The 20,413-nt window shown below is 61.0% G+C and carries 18 protein-coding genes; 13 read left to right on the top strand and 5 right to left on the bottom strand.

The features are described 5' to 3' along the window. The first annotated feature begins 11 nt into the window (after positions 1-11). The 4 genes from MLD24_RS09110 (at position 12) to dsbG (ending at position 3,961) form a co-directional block, all read left to right on the top strand. Positions 12-395 carry a DUF2069 domain-containing protein gene (locus MLD24_RS09110; protein WP_248166347.1) on the top strand — a complete coding sequence of 128 codons (384 nt, stop codon included), beginning with the start codon at positions 12-14 and terminating at the stop codon, positions 393-395. A gap of 20 nt (positions 396-415) precedes the next feature. After that, the gene (gene tfpB, locus MLD24_RS09105) at positions 416-2,194 is read left to right on the top strand and encodes a type IV pilus assembly ATPase TfpB (RefSeq protein ID WP_248166346.1); all 1,779 of its coding nucleotides are present in this window, start codon (positions 416-418) and stop codon (positions 2,192-2,194) included. A gap of 138 nt (positions 2,195-2,332) precedes the next feature. Continuing rightward, positions 2,333-3,145, top strand: a complete 813-nt coding sequence (locus MLD24_RS09100) for a TlpA disulfide reductase family protein (protein WP_248166344.1) — start codon at positions 2,333-2,335, stop codon at positions 3,143-3,145. 24 nt (positions 3,146-3,169) lie between these two features. After that, complete coding sequence (gene dsbG, locus MLD24_RS09095; RefSeq protein WP_248166342.1) at positions 3,170-3,961, top strand: thiol:disulfide interchange protein DsbG; 792 nt, start codon at positions 3,170-3,172, stop codon at positions 3,959-3,961. Between the two features lie 3 nt (positions 3,962-3,964). On the opposite strand, the gene MLD24_RS09090 is transcribed toward dsbG, so the two are convergent. From MLD24_RS09090 to smrA, 5 genes are all read right to left on the bottom strand, one after another. Further along, positions 3,965-5,023 carry a DUF3080 family protein gene (locus MLD24_RS09090; protein ID WP_248166339.1) on the bottom strand — a complete coding sequence of 353 codons (1,059 nt, stop codon included), beginning with the start codon at positions 5,021-5,023 and terminating at the stop codon, positions 3,965-3,967. 25 nt (positions 5,024-5,048) lie between these two features. After that, a complete protein-coding gene (gene mtnC / locus MLD24_RS09085; RefSeq protein WP_227171594.1) occupies positions 5,049-5,750 on the bottom strand; it encodes an acireductone synthase in 702 nt (233 codons plus the stop codon). Beyond that, entirely contained in the window at positions 5,747-6,307 is a 561-nt protein-coding gene (locus MLD24_RS09080) for a 1,2-dihydroxy-3-keto-5-methylthiopentene dioxygenase (protein WP_248166337.1), read from the bottom strand. Before MLD24_RS09080 ends, mtnC begins: the two co-directional genes overlap by 4 nt. Further along, positions 6,304-6,945, bottom strand: coding sequence for a methylthioribulose 1-phosphate dehydratase (locus MLD24_RS09075; RefSeq protein WP_248166335.1), 642 nt, complete (start codon positions 6,943-6,945; stop codon positions 6,304-6,306). The genes MLD24_RS09080 and MLD24_RS09075 overlap by 4 nt, the downstream gene beginning before the upstream one ends. Before the next feature lie 108 nt (positions 6,946-7,053). Then, a complete protein-coding gene (smrA, locus tag MLD24_RS09070) occupies positions 7,054-7,635 on the bottom strand; it encodes a DNA endonuclease SmrA (protein WP_248166333.1) in 582 nt (193 codons plus the stop codon). Positions 7,636-7,841: 206 nt separating this feature from the next. On the opposite strand from smrA, the gene MLD24_RS09065 reads away from it, so the two are divergent. The 9 genes from MLD24_RS09065 to MLD24_RS09025 all read left to right on the top strand — a co-directional run bounded on the left by MLD24_RS09065 (position 7,842) and on the right by MLD24_RS09025 (position 20,203). Continuing rightward, entirely contained in the window at positions 7,842-9,707 is a 1,866-nt protein-coding gene (locus tag MLD24_RS09065; protein WP_248166434.1) for a putative nucleotidyltransferase substrate binding domain-containing protein, read from the top strand. A 21-nt stretch (positions 9,708-9,728) separates the two neighbouring features. Next, the gene (locus MLD24_RS09060) at positions 9,729-10,433 is read left to right on the top strand and encodes a 3'-5' exonuclease (protein ID WP_248166331.1); all 705 of its coding nucleotides are present in this window, start codon (positions 9,729-9,731) and stop codon (positions 10,431-10,433) included. Positions 10,434-10,681: 248 nt separating this feature from the next. Then, entirely contained in the window at positions 10,682-10,945 is a 264-nt protein-coding gene (locus MLD24_RS09055) for a DUF4212 domain-containing protein (RefSeq protein ID WP_227171599.1), read from the top strand. A gap of 6 nt (positions 10,946-10,951) precedes the next feature. Next, the gene (locus tag MLD24_RS09050) at positions 10,952-12,718 is read left to right on the top strand and encodes a sodium:solute symporter family protein (RefSeq protein ID WP_227171600.1); all 1,767 of its coding nucleotides are present in this window, start codon (positions 10,952-10,954) and stop codon (positions 12,716-12,718) included. Positions 12,719-12,817: 99 nt separating this feature from the next. Continuing rightward, the gene (locus tag MLD24_RS09045) at positions 12,818-13,321 is read left to right on the top strand and encodes a hypothetical protein (RefSeq protein WP_227171601.1); all 504 of its coding nucleotides are present in this window, start codon (positions 12,818-12,820) and stop codon (positions 13,319-13,321) included. Between the two features lie 118 nt (positions 13,322-13,439). Continuing rightward, positions 13,440-16,958, top strand: a complete 3,519-nt coding sequence (locus MLD24_RS09040) for a hybrid sensor histidine kinase/response regulator (RefSeq protein WP_248166330.1) — start codon at positions 13,440-13,442, stop codon at positions 16,956-16,958. Positions 16,959-16,961: 3 nt separating this feature from the next. Beyond that, on the top strand, positions 16,962-18,602 hold the full coding sequence (locus MLD24_RS09035) for a response regulator (RefSeq protein ID WP_248166327.1): 1,641 nt from the start codon (positions 16,962-16,964) through the stop codon (positions 18,600-18,602). Continuing rightward, entirely contained in the window at positions 18,595-19,323 is a 729-nt protein-coding gene (locus MLD24_RS09030) for a sensor histidine kinase (RefSeq protein ID WP_248166325.1), read from the top strand. The genes MLD24_RS09035 and MLD24_RS09030 overlap by 8 nt, the downstream gene beginning before the upstream one ends. 178 nt (positions 19,324-19,501) lie before the next feature. Then, positions 19,502-20,203, top strand: coding sequence for a response regulator (locus tag MLD24_RS09025; protein ID WP_248166323.1), 702 nt, complete (start codon positions 19,502-19,504; stop codon positions 20,201-20,203). Positions 20,204-20,413 lie beyond the last annotated feature (210 nt).

Raw genomic sequence — 20,413 nt, 5'->3', positions numbered from 1 at the left:
AGGACACCACCATGAACGATCACATCCGCGCACCCAGGGCGCGACTGACCGCCCGCCTAACCAGCGCAATCTACTTCGCGCTGCTGGCGAGCCTGGTCATCACCACTTTCTACCCGGCACCGGTCGAGGACGTCTCGATTGCCCTGATCCTCGGGGTCAAACTGCTGCCGCTGGTGTTCTTTGCCGTTCACGTCGTAAGCGGCCACAACCGCGCCTACATCTGGCTCAGCTTTGTGGTGCTGTTCTACTTCACCAGCTTTGTCGTCCGGGCCTGGCTCACGGAAGGCGCCTTTGCGCCCATGCTATTGACGACACTGACCTTTTTACTGTTCACTCTGGCCATGGTTCACCTCAAGGTTAACCGCCACACCATAACCGCCAGCGATGCCCAGTAACGCCGATACAGAAGGATCTTATGGCTGACCTACGCCCTCGGGTTCCCCACCGTTCCACGCTCACACTGCGGGATATCTGCACCGCACTGATCACCAGTGGGGAAGTCAGCCAGGACGAGGCCGAGCGGGTGCTGTCTGCCAACCTGGGCAGCGACAACTCGGATCGCCACCCGCTGGAGCTGGTGGCCATTGCCGGCCTCAAGAGTGAGAAAAACGGTCAGACCCTGACCCTGGAGCGGCTGACCCAATGGTTGGGCAACTGGGCGGACCAGCCCTATTTTCACATCGACCCGCTCAAGATCGACACCCCAGCGATTGCCCGGGTCATGTCCTATGGCTTTGCCCAGCGTCACGGCATCCTGGCGGTAGAGATCGGCGCCAACGAAGTCACCATCGCCAGCGCTGAGCCGTTCAAGGAAGACTGGATCGCCAACCTGCGGCACGTGCTACAGAAAGACATCCGCCGGGTGGTGGCCAACCCGGAGGATATCCGCCGCTACACCGTCGAGTTCTATCAACTTGCCAACTCAGTCAGTAAAGCCAATGGCGGCCAGGGCCCGGTTGGCAACACCCAGAACTTCGAACAGCTTCTGGAACTGGGCAACAAAGAAAATCCGGACGCCAATGACCAGCACGTGGTCAAGATTGTTGACTGGCTGTTGCAGTACGCCTTCGAGCAGCGCGCCAGCGATATTCACATCGAGCCCCGTCGCGGCGTCACCCAGATCCGCTTTCGCATCGACGGCGTGCTCCACCATGTTTACGAATTCCCTGACCAGGTCGGCATTGCCGTCACCAGCCGGCTGAAAATCCTCGGCCGCCTCAACGTCGCCGAAAAACGGCGTCCGCAGGACGGCCGGATCAAAACCCGCAATCCGGACAACAACGAGATTGAGCTGCGCCTGGCCACCATGCCCACCGCCTTTGGTGAAAAAATGGTGCTGCGGATCTTCGATCCCGACGTACTGCTGCAGACCATGGAGCAACTGGGTTTCTCCCGGGAGGACCGGGAGCGCTGGCAGGAGATGACCCACCGGCCCCATGGCATCGTACTGGTGACCGGGCCCACCGGCTCGGGCAAGACCACAACGCTGTACTCCTCGCTGAAACAGCTGGCGTCACCGGAGGTCAACATCTGCACCATTGAAGATCCCATCGAGATGGTGGAGCCGGCCTTCAACCAGATGCAGGTGCAAGCCAACATCGACCTGACCTTCGCCGCCGGTGTCCGGTCGCTGCTGCGGCAAGACCCCGACATCATCATGATCGGTGAGATCCGCGATCTGGAAACCGCCGAGATGGCGGTCCAGGCGGCACTGACAGGCCACCTGGTGCTCTCCACCCTGCATACCAACGACGCTCCCAGTGCCATCACCCGGCTGCTGGAGCTGGGCATTCCGCCCTACCTGATTCGCGCCACCGTTCTTGGCGTCATGGCCCAGCGTCTGGTCCGCACCCTGTGCCCTCACTGCAAGAGTGCCGCACCACTGGACGAACGCGCCTGGGCCGGCCTTACCCGTCCCTGGAAGGCCACCCCGCCGAGCCAGACCTTTGAGCCTGTTGGCTGCCTGGAGTGTCGCAATACCGGCTACATGGGCCGCGCCGGGGTCTACGAAATCATGACCCTGTCCAGCCGCCTGACCAACCAGATCGACGATCGCTGCGAACTGGAGCAGTTGCGCCGGGACGCTTACCGGGAAGGCATGAAATCCCTGCGACTCAGCGGCGCCCAGAAAGTCGCTGCCGGCCAGACCACCATCGCCGAAGTGCTGCGGGTCACGCCCGAAAGCCAACGCTGATCACTCGCCTGCTGACCCGCATTGCCAAAATGTCACCCCCGGCCGGAAACTTTTAGCCCGCCTCCCAGTCATCCCCTGAACATCAGAGGCTCCTTAGCGATAGCCTTGCAATGTATTTGATTTCTCGAAGGATTCAGCATGCTATCCGTTTCATTGGGGCCGTTCGCTCTGGCGCTCAGCCAACTGCTCCTGCTGGCCGCATTCGCCCTCGCCCTGCTGGTGGGCACTCTGGTTGGGCGCAAGCACAAGGTACCGGTCGCCGGTACACTGATGGACCTGCTGCTGATCGCGCTGGTGTCTGCCCGGGTCGGCTTCATTGCGCTCTACTTTTCCCACTACCAGGAAGCGCCCTGGCAGATATTCGATATTCGCGACGGCGGCTTTCATCCGCTCAGTGGCCTGATCGGTGCATTGGTCTACGCACTCTGGCGTTGCTGGCGCGACCCCGCCCTGCGTCAACCACTGGCCAGCGCTACACTCGCCGGAGGCCTGCTCTGGGGCGGGCTGAGTAGCCTGTCGTTGCTGATGCACGCCCAGGCCAACCGTATTCCCGAAACAGCCGTGACGACCCTGGCCGGCGAACCCCGCCAGCTGTCGGAACTGGCAGACGGAAAACCGATGGTGGTGAACCTGTGGGCCACCTGGTGTCCGCCCTGCATCCGTGAGATGCCGGTGCTGGACGCGGCCCAGGCGCAATACCCCGATGTCACCTTTGTTTTCGCCAACCAGGGCGAGCCGGAGGAAACCATTCGCCAGTTCCTGGCGCGCCACCAGCTGGATCTCACCCACGTTGTCAGTGACCAGCCCGGCGCCCTCGGTCGCACGGTTGGCAGCCAGGCGCTGCCGACCACGCTGTTCTTCGACGCCGAGGGCCGCCAGGTGGACGCCCATCTGGGTGAACTGTCCCAGGCGTCCCTGGCCCACCGGTTGTCACCACTGCTGGCCAAGTAACCTTACCCCCCCATGGAGAAACCTATGCTGTCCCGTCGACGTTCCGTTCCGCTGTCTCTGCTGCTGGTGGCAGGCCTGTCATCGCCTGCCTTTTCATCACCCACTCAGGCAGATCCCCACCCCGCAGCGGTACAGCGCCTGCTGGATCGCGGCGTTGACCTGGCCGGCACGTTTGAGGCTCCCGGCGGTCTGACCGGCTACGCGGGCAGCATGCAGGGCCAGCCGGTGGCGTTCTATCTGACCCCGGACGGCGATCACGTGATTGTCGGCCCGATGCTGGACGCCGACGGCAATAACCTCACCGATGACAAGGTTCAGCAACTGGTGATTGAGCCGATGAACCAGAACGCCTGGTCCCGCCTGGCCGACAGCCACTGGGTTGGCGACGGCGACCCGGATGCGGAGACTGTTGTCTACACCTTCACCGATCCCAACTGCCCCTACTGCCACCGCTTCCGCCAGGCCGCCCAACCCTGGATCGATGCGGGCCGGGTGCAGCTGCGTCACGTCATGGTTGGTATCATTCGGCCAGACAGTATGCCCAAGGCCGCCACCATCCTGGGGGCAGAGTCTCCAGATGACGCCTTGATGGCGAACCACCAAAGCTACCAGGAGGGCGGTATTGAAGTGGATCGGGAGAGTGTCAGCGCCTACCGGGCCAAGGTCACGGCCAACAACGAACTGATGTCCAGTCTGGGGCTGAGTGCGACTCCATCAACCTACTACCTGAACGCCGACGGTGACGTGGAGATGAAACGGGGCCTGCCACGGCCAGAGGAAATGCCTGCCATGATGGGCAGTGAACGGCCGCAGTAACCCTCAGCCCGGCGCCAGCCCGCACTGCTCCAGCAATCGCTGCCAACTGCGGGCATGCTCGACGATGGCCTGGTCAAAGGCCCGCCAGAGCCCATCGGGATGCTGGGGATCGAGCACCCTCTGGTGCCATTGCCGGAACGCGGGCGGCATCACCGCGGACTGCAGCGTCGCCATTTGTGCCAGCGGCTCTAGCAGTTGATCCCGGCGCTGACGCACCTGCGCCAGGTAGGGCTGGACCTCGCCGGCAAACACCGTCACCAGCAGTCCTTCGGCATTGCGCGCCTTGGGATTGACCTTGCCGTCCAGGCATAATGGCCGGCCATCAATGCGCTGTTGCAGGAGCCGGGTTGCGTCGTCGAGCCGCGTGGTCACCAGTAACGCGCTGCGAATCAGTTGCCCGGCGGCGTGGTTGGATTGCCAGCGCTGCTGCATTTCACTGGCCGGCTGCAGTGATACGTTCAGATCACCAGCGAGCAACGCCGCCAGGATCGCGTTCCACTGGTTCAGATCAGCCGCCAGCTGCGCCACTTCCGGCCCGGACCCGGTGAGGGGCAGCGGGCCCTTGGCCTGGGTCAGCAACGGCTCAATCGCCTCGCCACCCCAGGTCGCATTCCAGGCCGCGATGCCGAGTGAGTCGGTCTTGCCATCAATGGCCTGCTGCACCGCCTGCTTCAGATCGTCCCGCTCCAATTGCGGCAGGCAGGCCTTCGCGGCGCGCAGAAACCGTTGCTCGTAGCGCAACTGATTCAGCGGCTGCATCATCCGCCCCATGATCGAGTTGCGCTCGCCCACCACTACCTGCAGTTCGCAGCCATAGAGTGACAGGAAATCCAGCATGCCGATGTCCAACTCCGGCAGCTCCAGGAGACGGGCCCGCCGCCGGGGCATGGGACCGACAGCGGGCAACGGGGTGTAGACCGGCTCCTGCTCCATCACCCGGGCAACCCGCTCGACGTATTCGTCCATCAGCGATCGCGGTTGGGAAAAAGGATCACAGCCAGTCAATCCGGATAACAGCAGCAGACATCCCAGCCCACAGACGATCCGCCAGCCCCACTGCATTGCCTGCCCTCCGGGTTGGGGCAAATCAGCTCAGGGTACGATCCCGGATCAGCTGATCCACCGCTTCAAAGTCCGCCATTGCCAGTCGATGGGTATGGGGGGGATCGGATTCCCGGACCAGCCAGGCAGTGTGCATGCCTGCGGCTTCCGCCGCTTCCAGTTCGGCCTCCACGTCGGACAGAAACAGTACGGTATGCGCTTCCACGCCAAGCTCGTCCAGAATGGCCTGGTAGGAAGCCTGCTCCCGTTTGCCACCAACCCGGGTGTCAAAGTAGCCGCTGAAAAACGGCGTCAGATCACCGCAGTTGCTGAACCCAAATATCATCTGCTGGGCGCGGACCGAACCAGAGGAATATACGTACAATCGCAATCCGCGATCATGCCAGAGCTGCAGGTAGTGGGCGGCATCCTCGTAGACATGGCCCTTGAAGTCGCCACGCTCGTACCCCTGCTCCCACAACATGCCCTGCAGGGCTTTCAGCGGGGTCGCCTTGCGGTCTTCACGAATCCACTGCTGGAGCACGTCAATCAGCGCCTCGAGATCGCCCCGGTCGGCGCCGCTCTCCCTGGCGACCTCGTCCAGCTGGGCACGGATTTCCAGATCATCCGCCTCGTGATCACGAACAAACTCCGCCATATGTTCCGCCGAGTAGGGAAACAGCACTTCGTGGACGAAACGGATGGAGCTGGTGGTCCCCTCAATGTCGGTCAATACAACCCGTATCATGATGCGGCTCCCGCCAGTTGCTCGTACCTGGGCAGCTCGGTGGCAATGCCGGAGCCCGTGAACTGGGCAACCCAGCCATCCGGATTACTGAACAGTCGAATGCAGGTGAATTCCGGCTCCGGTCCCATATCAAACCAGTGCCGGGTGCCGTCCGGCACGCTGATCAGGTCATTCTGCTGGCACAGTACCGCATAGACCTGGTCGTCAAAATGCAGGTAGAACAGCCCTTCGCCACGGACAAAGAAGCGGACCTCGTCCTCGCTGTGGGTATGCTCGTCAAGGAACTTCTGGCGGAACGCCGCCTTGTCGGGGTGATCGGCACTGAGGCTGACCACATCCGCGGTCTGGAAGCCGCACTCCGACTTCAGGCGTGACACCTCTTCAGCGTAGGCAGACAGGATCTGTTGCTGATCGGCATCCTGTGGCAACGCCTGGGTCGGCCACTGCTCAAACCGCACCCCCTGCTCAGACAGGCGCCGGCGAATCTCCGCCGGGTCCCGGGTCACGGTGTGGGGTGTTTCGGGATCTTGTTGATCAAAGATGCTCAAGGTGGTCATCGCAGGACTCTCATCATTTCCAGTTCACATTCAAGCAGAAATTCGAAGGCTTCGACATGGCGCAGACAGTCATCCATGGTGTCGCCCCAGGTGTAGAGGCCATGACCCCGGATCAGATACCCCGGCTGGCCGGGATTGCGGGCCAGCCAGGCCTCGGTCTCGGCCGCCAGCGCAGGGATATCCTGGGTGTTGTCGAACACCGGGATGTCAAGGGTGCAGTCGTGGCTGTCATAGCCCGGAAAGGCTTTCTGGAGTTCATAGCCCTGAAGCGTCAGGGCCTGCCCGGCCGGAATCAGTCGGCTCAGTACCGTGGCTTTCACCGAGTGGGTGTGCAGCACCGCACCGATCGTTGGCAACTGCCGGTACACCACTGTGTGCAGCAGGGTTTCCGTCGACGAGCGGCAATGGCTCTGGACCGGGTTGCCGTCCAGGTCCACCACCATCACATCGTCCTGGCGCAGCTGCCCCTTGTGGCGCCCGGAGACGGTAATCGCCAGGTGCTCGGCATCAATTCGCGCCGAGTAGTTGCTGCTGGTCGCGGGCGACCAGCCCTGACCGTAGAGAAACCGTCCGGCGTCGATAATCGACTGGGCGGCAGCGGCATAACGAGTGACATCGAACCGGGAAAGATCAGTCAACGGGCATCCCCTGGCAGGTTGGGTGGTGTGTTGCGGCCATTATAGGTGGATGTGGGGCGGCGGAAAACGAGCCTTTTCATCAGCGCCTCCCCGGGCGCATCGCGGCGGCTACCGGCCGCTGTTGCGGTCACGGTTCTCCTGCTTCTGACGCTCGCCCTTGCGCACCATGACATAGGCCGCGCCCGTCCCCCCATGGTGCTTCTGGGCGGAATGAAACGCCAGCACGTCGTCCAGCTCCGGCAGCCACTTTGCCAGGTAACTTTTGAGCCAGGCCACACCGTCAACGTTGCGTTCGCCCTTGCCATGGGTGATCAGGGCAGACCGGACACCATAACGCACGCAGTCCTGAATAAATCGAAACACTTCGCGCCGGGCTTCCTCCACCGTCATCCGATGCAGGTCCAGCCGCGCCTCAATCGGATACTGACCCAGCCTCAGCTTTCGGAACACGCCATGCTGAACCCCGGGACGCTGCCAGTTCAGCACATCATGGCTGGTGAGAGGGTCGACATCATCCGCCGTCAGCGGGTTGCGATCCACCACCGGCTTGGCCATGGCGGCGCGCTGACGCTCCAGGTGGCCCGGAGTCAGATCCCTGGGCTTCTTGACGTCGGCGCGGTTGGGTTGGCGAATACGGCGGACGCCTTCCATTTCCTCCAGGAAACTCATCCGCTCTTCTTTGGTGGTCATGGTGCGCTGTGCAAAGCCCCGTGTATCTTGTTCATGATTGCACTTTACCACCCGCTGCCGGGGCCATAAAGAATCCTCCTACGACCAAAGGTCAGGGTTCATCGACCGCCAGCTCGGCTAAACTGCAGGCACGACCAAGAACAAGAAGGGATGCCACCGTGACCTCCTCGCCGGACAACCAGCGCCCGCAGAACATCCGCGCCATCATGACCTTTTTGCGGGAACATGCGCCGTTCTCCAACATGGACGATGCCCACCTGGCGCATTTTGCCGAACACGCCACCCTGCAGTTCTTTGCCGACCAGGATGTGGTGATCGCCCCCGACGACGAAGTCATCCGCCAGTTCCATGTGGTCAAACAGGGCCGCATCCGCGGCGAGCGTGAGAACCCGGACACCGGTGAGACGGAAACCACGTTCGAAATCAGCCAGGGCGAGTGCTTCCCCCTGGCGGCACTTATTGGAGAGCGCCCCACTAGGACCCTGCACCGGGCCAGTGGCGACACCTTCTGCCTGACCCTCGATCACGACAACTTCGTGACGCTGTTTGCCGACAGTGATCCGTTCCGGGATTTCTGCCTGCGGGGGGTCAGCAGCCTGCTGGATCTGGTCAACCAGCGCATCCAGACCGGCGCCATGGCCTCCATCGGCCCCAGTCACTCGCTGGACACACCGCTGGAACGCTTTGCCATTCGCAACCCCATCGTCTGCTCTCCCGATATGCCACTGCGTCGCGCTGTGGCGCGGATGCACGAGAACAGTGTCGGCAGCATCGTGATCACTGACGACGCCCGCAAGCCGGTGGGCATTTTCACCCTGCGGGACCTGCGCACGGTGGTGGCGGAGGGCACGACGTCCCTGGACACGCCCATTGGCCAGGTGATGACCCAGAACCCCTGCTGCCTGCCGGCGCAGGCGGACGCCTTTGAAGCAGCGATGTTGATGGCGGAGCACCACTTTGCCCACATCTGCGTCAAGGATGAGGACAATGCGCTGATCGGCGTGGTCTCGGAGCGGGACCTGTTCTCCCTGCAACGGGTCGACCTGGTCAATCTGGCCCGCACCATCGGCACCGCCAGTCACCTGCGCACCCTGGTCAGCCTGCGCTCCGAGGTTTCGCGCCTGGTCGACACCATGCTGGCCCACGGCGCCGATTCCGGCCAGGTGGTGAAGATCATCACCACCCTCAACGACGTTACCGTGCGACGGGTGCTGGAGCTCAACCTGAAACGGCACGACCCCGGTATCCCGTTCACCTGGCTGACTTTCGGCAGTGAGGGCCGTCAGGAACAGACCCTGCTCACCGACCAGGACAACGGCATCCTGTTCCAGACCCCGGAGGGCATGACCGAAGACCAGGTTCGCGAGGTACTGCTGCCCTTCGCCGAGACCGTCAATCAGGAACTGGCGGAGTGTGGCTTTACCCTGTGCAAGGGCAACATCATGGCCAGCAATCCCAAACTCTGCCTCAGCGGGCAGGAGTGGGATGACTGGTTTATCCGCTTTATCGACGCCTCCACCCCCCAGAACCTAGTGTACTCCTCGATTTTCCTCGACATGCGGGCGGTGTTTGGTCCCCGCGAGCCTTTGCACCAGTTACTGGACAAGGTCCTTGGGCGCATCCGCGGCAACGCGCTGTTCCAGAAGATGCTCGCCGAGAACGCCCTCAACCGGCGACCGCCGTTGAATATGTTCCGTGGCTTTCGCTACGCACCGGACGGGGATCGTCACACCATAGACCTGAAGCGCCAGGGCCTGTCGCCGTTTGTGGAATCGGTCCGGGTCTTTGCCCTCGCCCACGGCGTGGAGGCCGCCAACACCCTGGAGCGGATGCAGCAACTGGCCCGCAAAGGTGTGTTCGACGACAAGGATGCCAACGCCTGGCAGGAAGCCTACAGCCTGATCCAGGCAATCCGGATGCGGGCGCACCAGCAGCAGCTGGATCAGCAACAACCGTTGTCGAACTACATCAACCCGGACCACCTCAACCCGCTGGACCGGCGTATCCTGCGGGAGTCGTTCCGTCAGGCCCAGCGCCTGCAGCAAAAACTGGAAGTGACCTATCAGCTGTGACTGTACTGAGTGAACTGCACCATGCTGGATGACTTCAAAGACTGGCTGAGCCGCACCCTGAACCGTGAGGGCCACCTCAGCCTGCCCCATCTGCCGCCGCCGGAACTGCTGGCCGAACAACCACTGGACACCACCCGTCTGGTGGTAGTGGATCTGGAAACCACCGGGCTCAACCCCGCCAAAGACCAGGTGATTGCCATCGGTGGTGTGGCCATTGCCGGCGGCGCCATACCGCTGGGCGACCAGTTTGATCTGATCCTGCGGCGTCCAGAACTGGATATCAGCGAAACCGTGCTGATCCACGGCATCGGCAAGGAAGCGCTGACCCAGGGCCATGAAACCGAGGACGCGCTCATCCACCTGCTGGAATGGCTTCAGGGTGCGCCATTGATGGCCTACCACGCCGCCTTCGACAAACGCTTTCTGGAGAGGGCGCTGAAACAGACCCTTGGCTATACCCGGGCCCATGCCTGGCTGGATGTGGCGGAACTGCTGCCGGCCCTGTTTCCGGAGCTGCGCGGTCGCCACAAGAGCCTGGATGACTGGTCCGAACAGTTTGGCCTGTTCGCCAGCGCCCGCCACCATGCCGCCGCCGATGCCATGGTGACCGCAGAACTCGCGCTTGTCGCCTTCAACAAGGCCCGCAAGGACGGCATCACCACTCTGGGTGAGCTACAGGACAAGGTGCGCACCTACCGCCGTCTGAACGCCCTGTCACGTCACTGATTCCACCCGTAAACGCCCCTTCGTCAGCGCGTTTTCCGGCCTGATCCAAATCAATTTATTTGCCAGTTTTTGTCATTCCATCTACGGCGAAAGTAGGTATAGACCTTTTGCCAATAGCTCGCGAACGGTTGACCAGTAAAGTTAGATAAGACAACAGTCGAAAAAACGAACAACAATAACCAAGCCTCACAGTAGCTTTAAAACATCGAATCCAACGGTATCTACAAAAACAAAACGGGAGTGCTGTTATGTCTGGTCATAGCTACGATTCCGAAAAGTACTGGAAAGCGAATCTAAGGCTGATCATCGGAAGTCTGGTGGTCTGGGGACTCGCGTCCTACGGCTTCGCAATCCTGCTCCGCCCCATGCTCGCCGGTATCCACCTGGGTGGCACCGATCTGGGCTTCTGGTTCGCCCAACAGGGCTCGATCCTCACCTTCATCGCGCTGATCTTTCACTACGCCTGGCGTATGAACAAGCTCGACAAGAAATTTGACGTCCACGAGGAGTGATCGGGTATGAGCCAATTTGCAGTCAATCTCATTTTTGTGGGGGGCTCGTTCCTCCTCTATATCATGATTGCGGTGTGGGCCAAGGCCGGTAGCACCAAGGACTTCTACGTCGCCGGCGGCGGCGTTCATCCGATCACCAACGGTATGGCGATCGGTGCCGACTGGATGTCTGCGGCATCCTTCATCTCCATGGCGGGCCTGATTGCCGCCGGCGGTTATGCAAACTCCACCTTCCTGATGGGCTGGACCGGCGGTTATGTGCTGCTGGCGATGCTGCTGGCGCCATACCTGCGGAAGTTTGGCAAGTTCACGGTACCGGAATTCATCGGTGACCGTTTCTACAGCAAAAGCGCCCGACTGGTGGCAGTGGTCTGTCTGATTGTGGCCTCGGTCACCTACGTTATCGGCCAGATGGCCGGCGCCGGTGTCGCCTTCTCCCGCTTCCTGGAAGTGGACGCCACCATGGGCCTGATCATCGCCGCCGTTGTGGTGTTTGTGTACGCGGTACTCGGTGGCATGAAGGGCATCACCTACACCCAGGTGGCTCAGTACTGTGTGTTGATTGTGGCCTACACCATCCCGGCCGTATTCATTTCACTGCAACTGACGGGTAACCCGCTGCCTCCACTGGGGCTGTTCTCCACCCACGCCGATTCCGGCCTGCCGCTGCTGGAGAAACTGAACCAGGTCATCACCGAGCTGGGCTTCAACTCCTACACCGATGACGTTCACAACAAGCTGAACATGGTGCTGTTCACCCTGTCGCTGATGATCGGTACCGCCGGTCTGCCACACGTGATCATCCGCTTCTTCACTGTACCCAAGGTCGCAGACGCCCGCTGGTCCGCTGGCTGGGCCCTGGTGTTCATTGCCCTGCTGTACCTGACAGCACCGGCAGTTGCCTCCATGGCTCGTCTGAACCTGATGACCACCATCTACCCGGAAGGCACGGCGGCCCAGCCGATCGAGTACGATGAGCGCCCCAACTGGGTGCGTGAGTGGGAAGTCACCGGTCTGATCAAGTACGAGGACAAGAACAACGACGGCCGTATCCAGCTCTACAATGACACCGAAGCCTTCAAACCGCAGGCTGACGCCCGTGGCTGGAACGGTAACGAGCTTGAGGTCAACCGGGACATTCTGGTTCTGGCCAACCCGGAAATCGCCAATCTGCCCAGCTGGGTCATTGGCCTGATCGCAGCCGGTGGTCTCGCCGCCGCCCTGTCGACCGCCGCCGGGCTGTTGCTGGCGATCTCGTCGGCGGTGAGTCATGACCTGATCAAGGGGGCCATCAACCCCAGTATCTCGGAGAAAGGCGAACTAATGGCGGCACGGATCTCCATGGCCGTCGCCATCGTGGTGGCCACCTATCTGGGGGCCAATCCACCCGGGTTTGCCGCCCAGGTGGTCGCCCTGGCCTTTGGTATCGCGGCAGCATCGCTGTTCCCGGCGCTGATGATGGGGATCTTCTCCAAGCGCGTGAACAATACCGGCGCCATTGCCGGCATGCTGACCGGTCTGGGCTTCACCCTGGTGTACATCTTCGTTTACAAGGGCTGGCTGTTCATTCCGGGCACCAACAACCTGGCTGATACCCCGGAAAACTGGGTGCTGGGCATCTCCCCGCTCTCCATCGGTGCGGTGGGTGCCATCATCAACTTTGCGGTCGCCTTTGGTGTCTCCTACGCCACCGAAGAGCCGCCGGAGGAAATCCAGGACCTGGTGGAAAGCGTGCGCTATCCCCGCGGTGCTGGCAGTGCCTCTGATCACTGAGCGATAATGCAGCCTGTTGCAGAGAAGGTTCTGTAAAAGGTTGTCCCAAACGGGCTTCCTCAATGAGGAAGCCCGTTTTTTCGTTAAGGAAACAAGCTTATGTTCTGGAACTTCGTAGCCACGGTTTTCGCCGGGCTCGGCGCCGCCGGCATTGCCATGGGTATCCGCACGTTGACCATGAAGCGTGCGCCGCGCTGGATCATTCCGGTCGCCGGGGGCCTGGGAATGCTCGCCTTTCTGGTGTTTCGTGAGTACACCTGGTTCGATGAGAAACGCGCGGAACTGGCTGAAGGCATGATCATCGTCAGCCAGGAAGAAAAGCAGGTACCGTGGCGGCCCTGGAGTTACCTGGTCCCCCAGGTGATGGCCTTCACGGTGCTGGACACCAAGGAGATCAAACCCAATCAGGACAACCGGGATGTGCTGGAGTTTTACCTGTACCGTTTCGAACAGTCCTATACTGATACCGTCAACTACCAGCATCACCTCCTGAACTGCGCCACCCAGGAACTGGTGCCACTGGATGACGACAAGACACCGGTCATGTCAGGACTGCGCACACTGACGGACGATGATCGACTGTTTATTGCCGCCTGTTTCTAGGGCAGCCTCAGAACAACGCCCAAGGGCGACCGACACAACGTCACACACCACTGGCCGGACGGGCACTCGCCCCGTGCCGGCCTTCATTCATTTCACAGGGTCATGAGAACGCCACACTATGCTCAGCGGTTGGCTACTGGTACTGATATCCATCACTTACATTTCGCTGCTGTTCGCCATTGCCTGGGCGGGTGACCGGCACCCCACCCTTTACCGACATCGCATCGCCCGCACCCACGTCTACGCCCTGTCACTGGCGGTGTATTTCACATCGTGGACGTTCTACGGCGCCGTCGGCCGGGCGACCCAGGAAGGCATCGGCTTTCTGCCCATCTACCTGGGGCCGCTGCTGGTGTTCCTGTTCGGCGCCTCGCTGATCCGCCGCATCATCTACATCAGCAAACGCAACAACAGCACCTCGATTGCCGATTTCATCGCCTCCCGTTATGGCAAGTCCCAGTCCCTGGCCGCGCTGATCGCTCTGGTCGCGCTGATCGGCAGCGTGCCGTACATCTCGCTCCAGCTGAAGGCCATTTCCATGGGCTTCAATGTGCTGGCCGACAACCACCAGGCCGGCATCGGCTCGGCCCAACCCGCCTGGACCGATTCGGCCTGGTACATCACCCTGGTGCTGGCGGTGTTCACCGTACTGTTCGGCACCCGCCATCTGGAGTCCACCGAACACCACCGCGGCATGATCCAGGCTGTGGCGTTTGAATCGCTGATCAAGCTGACCGCCTTCATCGCGGTGGGCCTGTTTGTCGGTTTTGGACTCTACAACGGCTTTGGTGACCTGTTCCGGGCCGCCAGCGAGGCTGACCTGGTGGGCGTGCTGACCACCGAGAATTTCGAACCCATCCCGTTCGTAACCCAGACCCTGATCGGGATGCTTGCGATCATCTGCCTGCCCCGCCAGTTCCACGTCATGGTGGTGGAGAACACCGACCACCGGGATTTCAACGTCGCCCGCTGGGCCATGCCCGCCTACCTGATCATTGCCAGTGCGTTTGTGATTCCCATTGCCGCCGCCGGCATGCTGCACCCGGGCGTTCCGGGCAGCAATCCGGACATCATGATTCTCAACCTGCCGATCCAGGCCGGCGAATACTGGCTTGCCATCCTTGCATTCCTCGGCGGTGGCTCGGCCGCCGCCGCAATGGTCATTGTCTGCTCCGTGGCCATCGCCACCATGGTCAGCAACGAGATCATCATGCCGGCGCTGCTAAAGTTTTTCCGCCCAAGAATGAACCAGCAGGAAGACCTCAGCCACCTGCTGCTGAGCATCCGCCGGGTCGCCATCTTTGTGGTGATGCTGACCGCCTATGGTTTCTATCGCCTGGCCAGCGAGGATTACAGCCTGACCGCGTTCGGTCTGCTGTCCTTTGCCGCCGCGGCCCAGTTCGGGCCGGCCCTGGTGGGTGGCATCCTCTGGCGTCGCGGCAATCACACCGGCGCCTTCTGGGGGCTGGTGGTCGGTTTCGTGATCTGGATCTATACCCTGCTGATTCCCGCCCTGGCCTCCACTGGCTGGCTCGACCCCGGGCTGATTGAACAGGGCCTCTGGGGCCTGAGCTGGACCCGCCCCACTGCACTGATGGGGCTGGAGATGGACACCGTCAGCCATGGCACCATCTGGAGCCTGGGTCTGAATACGCTGACCTATGTCTGTCTGTCGTTGCTGACCCGCCAACGGGTGCGGGAAAAGATCCAGATCGCCTCGTTCTTCCATGATCCGGAGCCAAAAGCCGAAACCCCGCAACAGCAAGCCTGGGAAGGCGAAGTCCTCACCGCCGACCTGCAGGCCCTGGCCGACCGGTTCATGGGCGAGGAACGCGCCGACGCCCTGTTCCGCAACTACGAACGCCGCAATGCCATCCGGCTGTCACCGCAACGCCCTGCCTCTGCGCACCTGATGAAGTACATCGAGCGACAGCTGGCGTCGGTGATTGGCGCGTCGACCGCCCGGGTGGTACTGGAATCCACCCTGACCGGCCGGGACATGCAGATTGAGGACGTCGTCAGCATTGTCGATGAAGCCTCGCAGGCGATGACCTTCAGCCGGGAGCTGCTGCAATCGGCAATCGAGAACATCAGTCTCGGGGTGTCGGTGGTGAACCACCAGCAGCAGTTGGTGGTGTGGAACCAGAACTATCTGGAGCTGTTCTCCTACCCGCGGGGGTTTGTGCGGGTGGGTCGCCCCATCGAAGACCTGATGCGCTACAACCTCACCAGCTCCAATCTCCCTGCCCGCAAGATTGACGAGATCATCGACGACCGCTGCAGCAGCATGCGCAAGGGCGAGCGGATGTCCTATGAGCGTCACCGGCCCGACGGTACCGTGATCAAGATCGACGGCAGCCCCATTCCCGGTGGTGGTTATGTCACCACCTTCCAGGACATTACTGCGATGCGCCGCACCGAAAAGGCGCTCAAGGAAACCAACATCTACCTGGAACAGCGGGTCAAAGAGCGCACCCAGGAACTGCAGATCATCAACGAGCAGATGCTCAAGGCCAAGTCGGTGGCGGAACAGGCCAACCAGAGTAAAACCCGCTTCCTGGCTTCCGCCAGCCACGACCTGTTGCAGCCGCTGAACGCCGCCCGCTTGTTCACTTCAGCCCTGGCCGGCAAGCCCCATGACCAGGAAACCAATGAGCTGGTAGAGCACATCGACAGCTCGCTGAGTGCGGCGGAAGAGATCATCAGTACTCTGCTGGACATCTCCAAGCTGGATGCCGGCGCGCTGGAGCCCCAGATCACCCGTTTCCCCATCAGCGATCTGTTGCGGACACTGGCCAACGACTTCTCCGCCATTGCCGCGGATTCGGGCCTGGAGCTGCATGTGATCAACAGCTCCGCCTGGGTGCGATCCGACATCAAGCTGCTGCGACGGGTGATCCAGAACTTCCTCTCCAACGCCATCCGTTACACACCCAAAGGCCGTATTCTGATGGGATGTCGGCGGTTGCGGGGCTTTCTGCGGATTGAGGTCTGGGATACCGGGCCGGGAATCCCGGAGGACCAGCTCGCCCAGATCTTCGAGGAATTCAAACGGCTTCAGCACAACCAAGATAAGAAAGGCCTGGGGCTGGGCTTGGCCATCGTCGATCGGATCAGCGGTATGCTGGACCACCCGGTGAACGTCAATTCCGTACAGGGCCGGGGCAGTGTGTTCAGCATTACCGTTCCGCTGGCGCCGGCGGATACCAGCAAACCTGCCGATACCACACCACGACGTAGCGCCCGCAGTGTGTCCACCCTTCGGGATCTGCATGTGCTATGTATCGATAATGATGCCAAGATTCTTCAGGGAATGGAGGCTTTGCTGAACAACTGGCAATGCCAGGTAACGGCCGCCGCCAGCCTGGAGGACGCCGTGGCCAAGCTTGAGGGGCGACATCCTGCAATTATCCTGGCGGACTACCAGCTCGACGATGACAAGAATGGACTCGATGCCATGGACGCCATTCGCCAAACCTGCGATTCGGCGATTCCAGGTATCCTTATCACCGGCTACCTGGGCGCAGAGGTCAAGGAGGATGCCCTGGAACGGGGCTATCAGATCCTCTATAAACCGGTTAAACCAGCGGCCCTCAGGGCGCTTGTCAATAAACTGCTGAAACAGCGACGATCATGAACCATGACTGCCAATAGCGCCCATGACAACCCGTTCAGGAAACTCCGATATCTGATAGTCGACGACTTCGAGAGTTTCCGGCTCTCCATGCGGCAGATGCTTCGCAGCTTCGGGGTGGAGCACATCGACGTGGCCAACACTGGCGCCGCGGCGATCCAGCGCTGTACTTATGAGCACTTTGATGTGGTCCTGTGTGACTACAACCTGGGCGATGGCAAGAACGGCCAGCACGTACTGGAGGAGCTACGCCACAAGAAGCTGCTGAAGCGGGCCTCCCTGTTCCTGATGGTCACCGCCGAAACGTCCCGGGAAATGGTCATGGGAGCGCGTGAGTATCAGCCCGACGCCTACCTGACCAAACCGATAAACCGGGCAATGCTGGAAAAGCGCCTCGGCAGTCTGGTGGAACAGCGCAAAGCGCTGCTACCAATCAACCGGGCCATCGATCTGGAGAACTACCCAGAAGCCATATCCCTCTGCCTGCAGGCCCTTCCCAAGCAGCCCCGTTACAAGACCTGGCTGCTGAAAACCCTGGCGGATCTCTACCACCGGGTGGGCGATTTCAGCCATGCCCAGAAGATCTATGACGATGTGCTGTCGCAGCGGGACCTGTCGTGGGCCAGATTGGGGCGGGGCAAAGTGCTGCTGGCCCAGAAACACTACGATGACGCCGTGACCGAGCTGAAATCTCTGGTTGAGGATCATCCGGACTTTATGGAGGGCTACGACCTGCTGGCGGCCGCCCTGGAACATCAAGGCAAACTCTCCCAGGCCCAGCAGGTGCTGGGCAAAGCGGCAGAACTGTCGCCAAATGCGCTGTTGCGCCAGAAGCACCTGGCCAGTGTAGCAGAAGCCAACCAGGACCTGGAGACCGCCTCCGGCGCCTGGAAGCGTACCGTTCAACTCGGAGTTCACTCCATTCACGACACTGCGGACAACTACCTGGCCCTCGGGCGAACGCTGAGTGACCTGAGTGATGGTGATCAGACGGACACCGGCAAGCAGCGTGCCGAGGAGGCTCTGAATACCCTCTCACGCATGGAACGGCGTTTTGACGACGATCCCGAGTTGGTGGTTCGCAGCCGCTTGGTACAGACCCGGGTTCATGCCGGTCAGGGTCGGGCGCGAGACGCCGAGCGCTGCCTGCAGGACATCAGCGCAGAACTGGAAGGCAATGAGGGAATGAGCGCCGACACCGGGCTCGACTATGCCCGCACCCTGTTCCGTCTCGACCGACAGACCGACGCCAAAGCCGTACTCGCCCAGCTGGCGCAGGCGCACGAAGACGATTCCGATGTTCTGCAGCAGATCGAAACCCTGCTGGATGAACCGGTGAGTTTCCGGCAGCGGATGCAGGCTCGTAACCTCAACCGGGCCGGCATCAAGGCATTTGAAGACGGTCAGTTGGAGGAGGCCGCCAGTGCCTTCCGGGAGGCTCTGAACGTCGTGCCCAACCATACCGCACTGAACCTCAACCTGGTCCAGGTACAGATGAAGCAGTACCACAACGACACCAGCCGACGAGCTCTGCTGACTGACTGCCGGCGCCTGCTTAACGACCTGGCAGGCCTGCCTGAACAGCATCGGCAGTATCGTCGCCTACTTGCCCTCAAGAAAAAGCTGGAGACCCTGCAGCATGACTGATGTCCAGAATTCATCCGCCTCACCTTCCGAGGACACGAGCCAACCGGAACAGTCCATCGACTTCTCCATGGTGATCGCCTCGGCGGTGCACGATATGAAGAATTCCCTGGGCATGCTGCTGAACTCCCTCGATGAACTGCGCCAGGAACACGGCGAGCAACTCGGCGGTACCCGGGGATTCAATACTCTCCAGTACGAGGCTGAACGCGTCCACAACGACCTGGTTCAGTTGCTGGGTATCTACCGACTGGGAGAGCAGACCCTGTCTGCACATATTGAAGAGCACTTTGTTCCTGATTTTCTGCAGGAAAATCTCGCCCGACACACCCCACTGCTGGACGGTCTGGACATCCAGTGTTCTGTTGCCGCCGATGACCTGCTGGGTTTCTTCGATGAGGACCTGTTAACCGGCGTGCTCAACAACACCATCAATAATGCCATTCGCTATACCCGGAGCCGCATCCACCTCACAGCACGACAGCAGGATGACTATCTAGTGATCGGTGTAGAGGATGACGGACGAGGCTATCCGGAGAGCATGCAGCACTCCGGCCCCGTCAGCTTTGGCTCGCTCGATTTCAACAGCGGCAGTACCAGCCTGGGGCTGTTCTTCGCCTCGACGGTGGCTCAACTCCACAACCAGGGTGGCCGCAAAGGGGAAATACGACTGCGCAATGGCGGCCAGTTTGGCGGCGGCGTTTTCGAGATCTGGTTACCCTGAAACCTTTGTCGAGCAAACCTCTGGAGCTTATGGGGGAACCATAATCAGTACCAGGTCTCATTTCCCTTCCTGGTGCCAGGAAGTGACTTGAATCTGTCCGCACGGGACGTTAGTTTTCGATACTAACTATAATCACACGGATGTTGAGGGGTCGCCGTGATCAGTGCAAGGAGACCCCATGTCCCGTGGACGCGCCCTGATAGTTGAAGACTCCGCAACCGCGCGGATTATCCTTACTCGCCTGCTGGAGCGGGCCGACGTCGCCGCCATCGGTGTCGCAACCGCAGAAGCCGCTCTACCCCTGTTGAAACAGGACGTCTTCAATGTGGTCTTTATGGACCATCTGCTGCCCGGTATGAACGGACTGCAGGCCCTCGCTGAAATCAAGCGTCATCCCGAGACCCGGGACATTCCGGTCTTCATGTACACCTCCCAGTCCGCCGAACGGTACCTGCAGGAGGCAAAAGCGCTGGGGGCCTCAGGGGTGATTCGCAAGCAGGTCGACCGCCATCAGCTGCTTCACGCCCTCGACACCATCTTCACCCGACAGGAAGCCCTGCCCGCCACAGCGGACCCGGTAGCGACGCAGGAGCCTGCCCTGACAATACCGATGCCTGAAGACTCAAACCATAGCTGGTCCGGGCGACTGGCAACCCTGGAGGTCGCCTACGAAGAAACCGACGATGCCCTCGCCCAGCTGCGCCGGGCGATGTTGAGCCTGGAGCTACGTCACCAACAGCAGATTCAGCAACTCCAGAAACGCCATCGTCGATTGACCTTGTACGGCAGCCTGGCGTTTGTGGCGGTGCTGGTACTGACCTTCTGGCAGTACCAGGCAATGTCCGATCTTGGTCAGCGCTTGGACAGCCAGGTGCCTTGATACACCGGATCCTGGGGGGCGTGTTGGAATGGATGAATGGCGTACAGTAGCCGGTTTCAGGCCGTTCGCTCAGCCTGCCTTGATGGCGTTATGTCGATGGATTTCTTTCAGGCAATAAAAAACCCCAGCATCGAAGATGCTGGGGTTTTCGGTATTAAGAGCCTGACGATGACCTACTCTCGCATGGGCAAGTGCCACACTACCATCGGC

Source organism: Marinobacter xestospongiae (genome assembly GCF_023156385.1).
In the GTDB taxonomy this organism is placed as follows: Bacteria; Pseudomonadota; Gammaproteobacteria; order Pseudomonadales; family Oleiphilaceae; genus Marinobacter; species Marinobacter xestospongiae.
The sequence above is the reverse complement of the archived record's forward strand: the minus strand, read 5'-3'. Positions and strand labels throughout refer to the sequence as shown.

Excerpts from the sequence above, each read along its gene's own strand:
- MLD24_RS09110 (WP_248166347.1), top strand. The coding sequence starts at position 12 with ATGAACGATCACATCCGCGCACCCAGGGCGCGACTGACCGCCCGCCTA.
- dsbG (WP_248166342.1), top strand. The coding sequence starts at position 3,170 with ATGCTGTCCCGTCGACGTTCCGTTCCGCTGTCTCTGCTGCTGGTGGCA.
- MLD24_RS09050 (WP_227171600.1), top strand. The coding sequence starts at position 10,952 with ATGAGCCAATTTGCAGTCAATCTCATTTTTGTGGGGGGCTCGTTCCTC.
- mtnC (WP_227171594.1), bottom strand. The coding sequence starts at position 5,750 with ATGATACGGGTTGTATTGACCGACATTGAGGGGACCACCAGCTCCATC.
- smrA (WP_248166333.1), bottom strand. The coding sequence starts at position 7,635 with ATGACCACCAAAGAAGAGCGGATGAGTTTCCTGGAGGAAATGGAAGGC.
- MLD24_RS09040 (WP_248166330.1), top strand. The coding sequence starts at position 13,440 with ATGCTCAGCGGTTGGCTACTGGTACTGATATCCATCACTTACATTTCG.
- MLD24_RS09090 (WP_248166339.1), bottom strand. The coding sequence starts at position 5,023 with ATGCAGTGGGGCTGGCGGATCGTCTGTGGGCTGGGATGTCTGCTGCTG.
- MLD24_RS09030 (WP_248166325.1), top strand. The coding sequence starts at position 18,595 with ATGACTGATGTCCAGAATTCATCCGCCTCACCTTCCGAGGACACGAGC.
- MLD24_RS09055 (WP_227171599.1), top strand. The coding sequence starts at position 10,682 with ATGTCTGGTCATAGCTACGATTCCGAAAAGTACTGGAAAGCGAATCTA.
- MLD24_RS09035 (WP_248166327.1), top strand. The coding sequence starts at position 16,962 with ATGACTGCCAATAGCGCCCATGACAACCCGTTCAGGAAACTCCGATAT.
- tfpB (WP_248166346.1), top strand. The coding sequence starts at position 416 with ATGGCTGACCTACGCCCTCGGGTTCCCCACCGTTCCACGCTCACACTG.
- MLD24_RS09025 (WP_248166323.1), top strand. The coding sequence starts at position 19,502 with ATGTCCCGTGGACGCGCCCTGATAGTTGAAGACTCCGCAACCGCGCGG.
- MLD24_RS09100 (WP_248166344.1), top strand. The coding sequence starts at position 2,333 with ATGCTATCCGTTTCATTGGGGCCGTTCGCTCTGGCGCTCAGCCAACTG.
- MLD24_RS09080 (WP_248166337.1), bottom strand. The coding sequence starts at position 6,307 with ATGACCACCTTGAGCATCTTTGATCAACAAGATCCCGAAACACCCCAC.
- MLD24_RS09060 (WP_248166331.1), top strand. The coding sequence starts at position 9,729 with ATGCTGGATGACTTCAAAGACTGGCTGAGCCGCACCCTGAACCGTGAG.
- MLD24_RS09045 (WP_227171601.1), top strand. The coding sequence starts at position 12,818 with ATGTTCTGGAACTTCGTAGCCACGGTTTTCGCCGGGCTCGGCGCCGCC.
- MLD24_RS09065 (WP_248166434.1), top strand. The coding sequence starts at position 7,842 with ATGACCTTTTTGCGGGAACATGCGCCGTTCTCCAACATGGACGATGCC.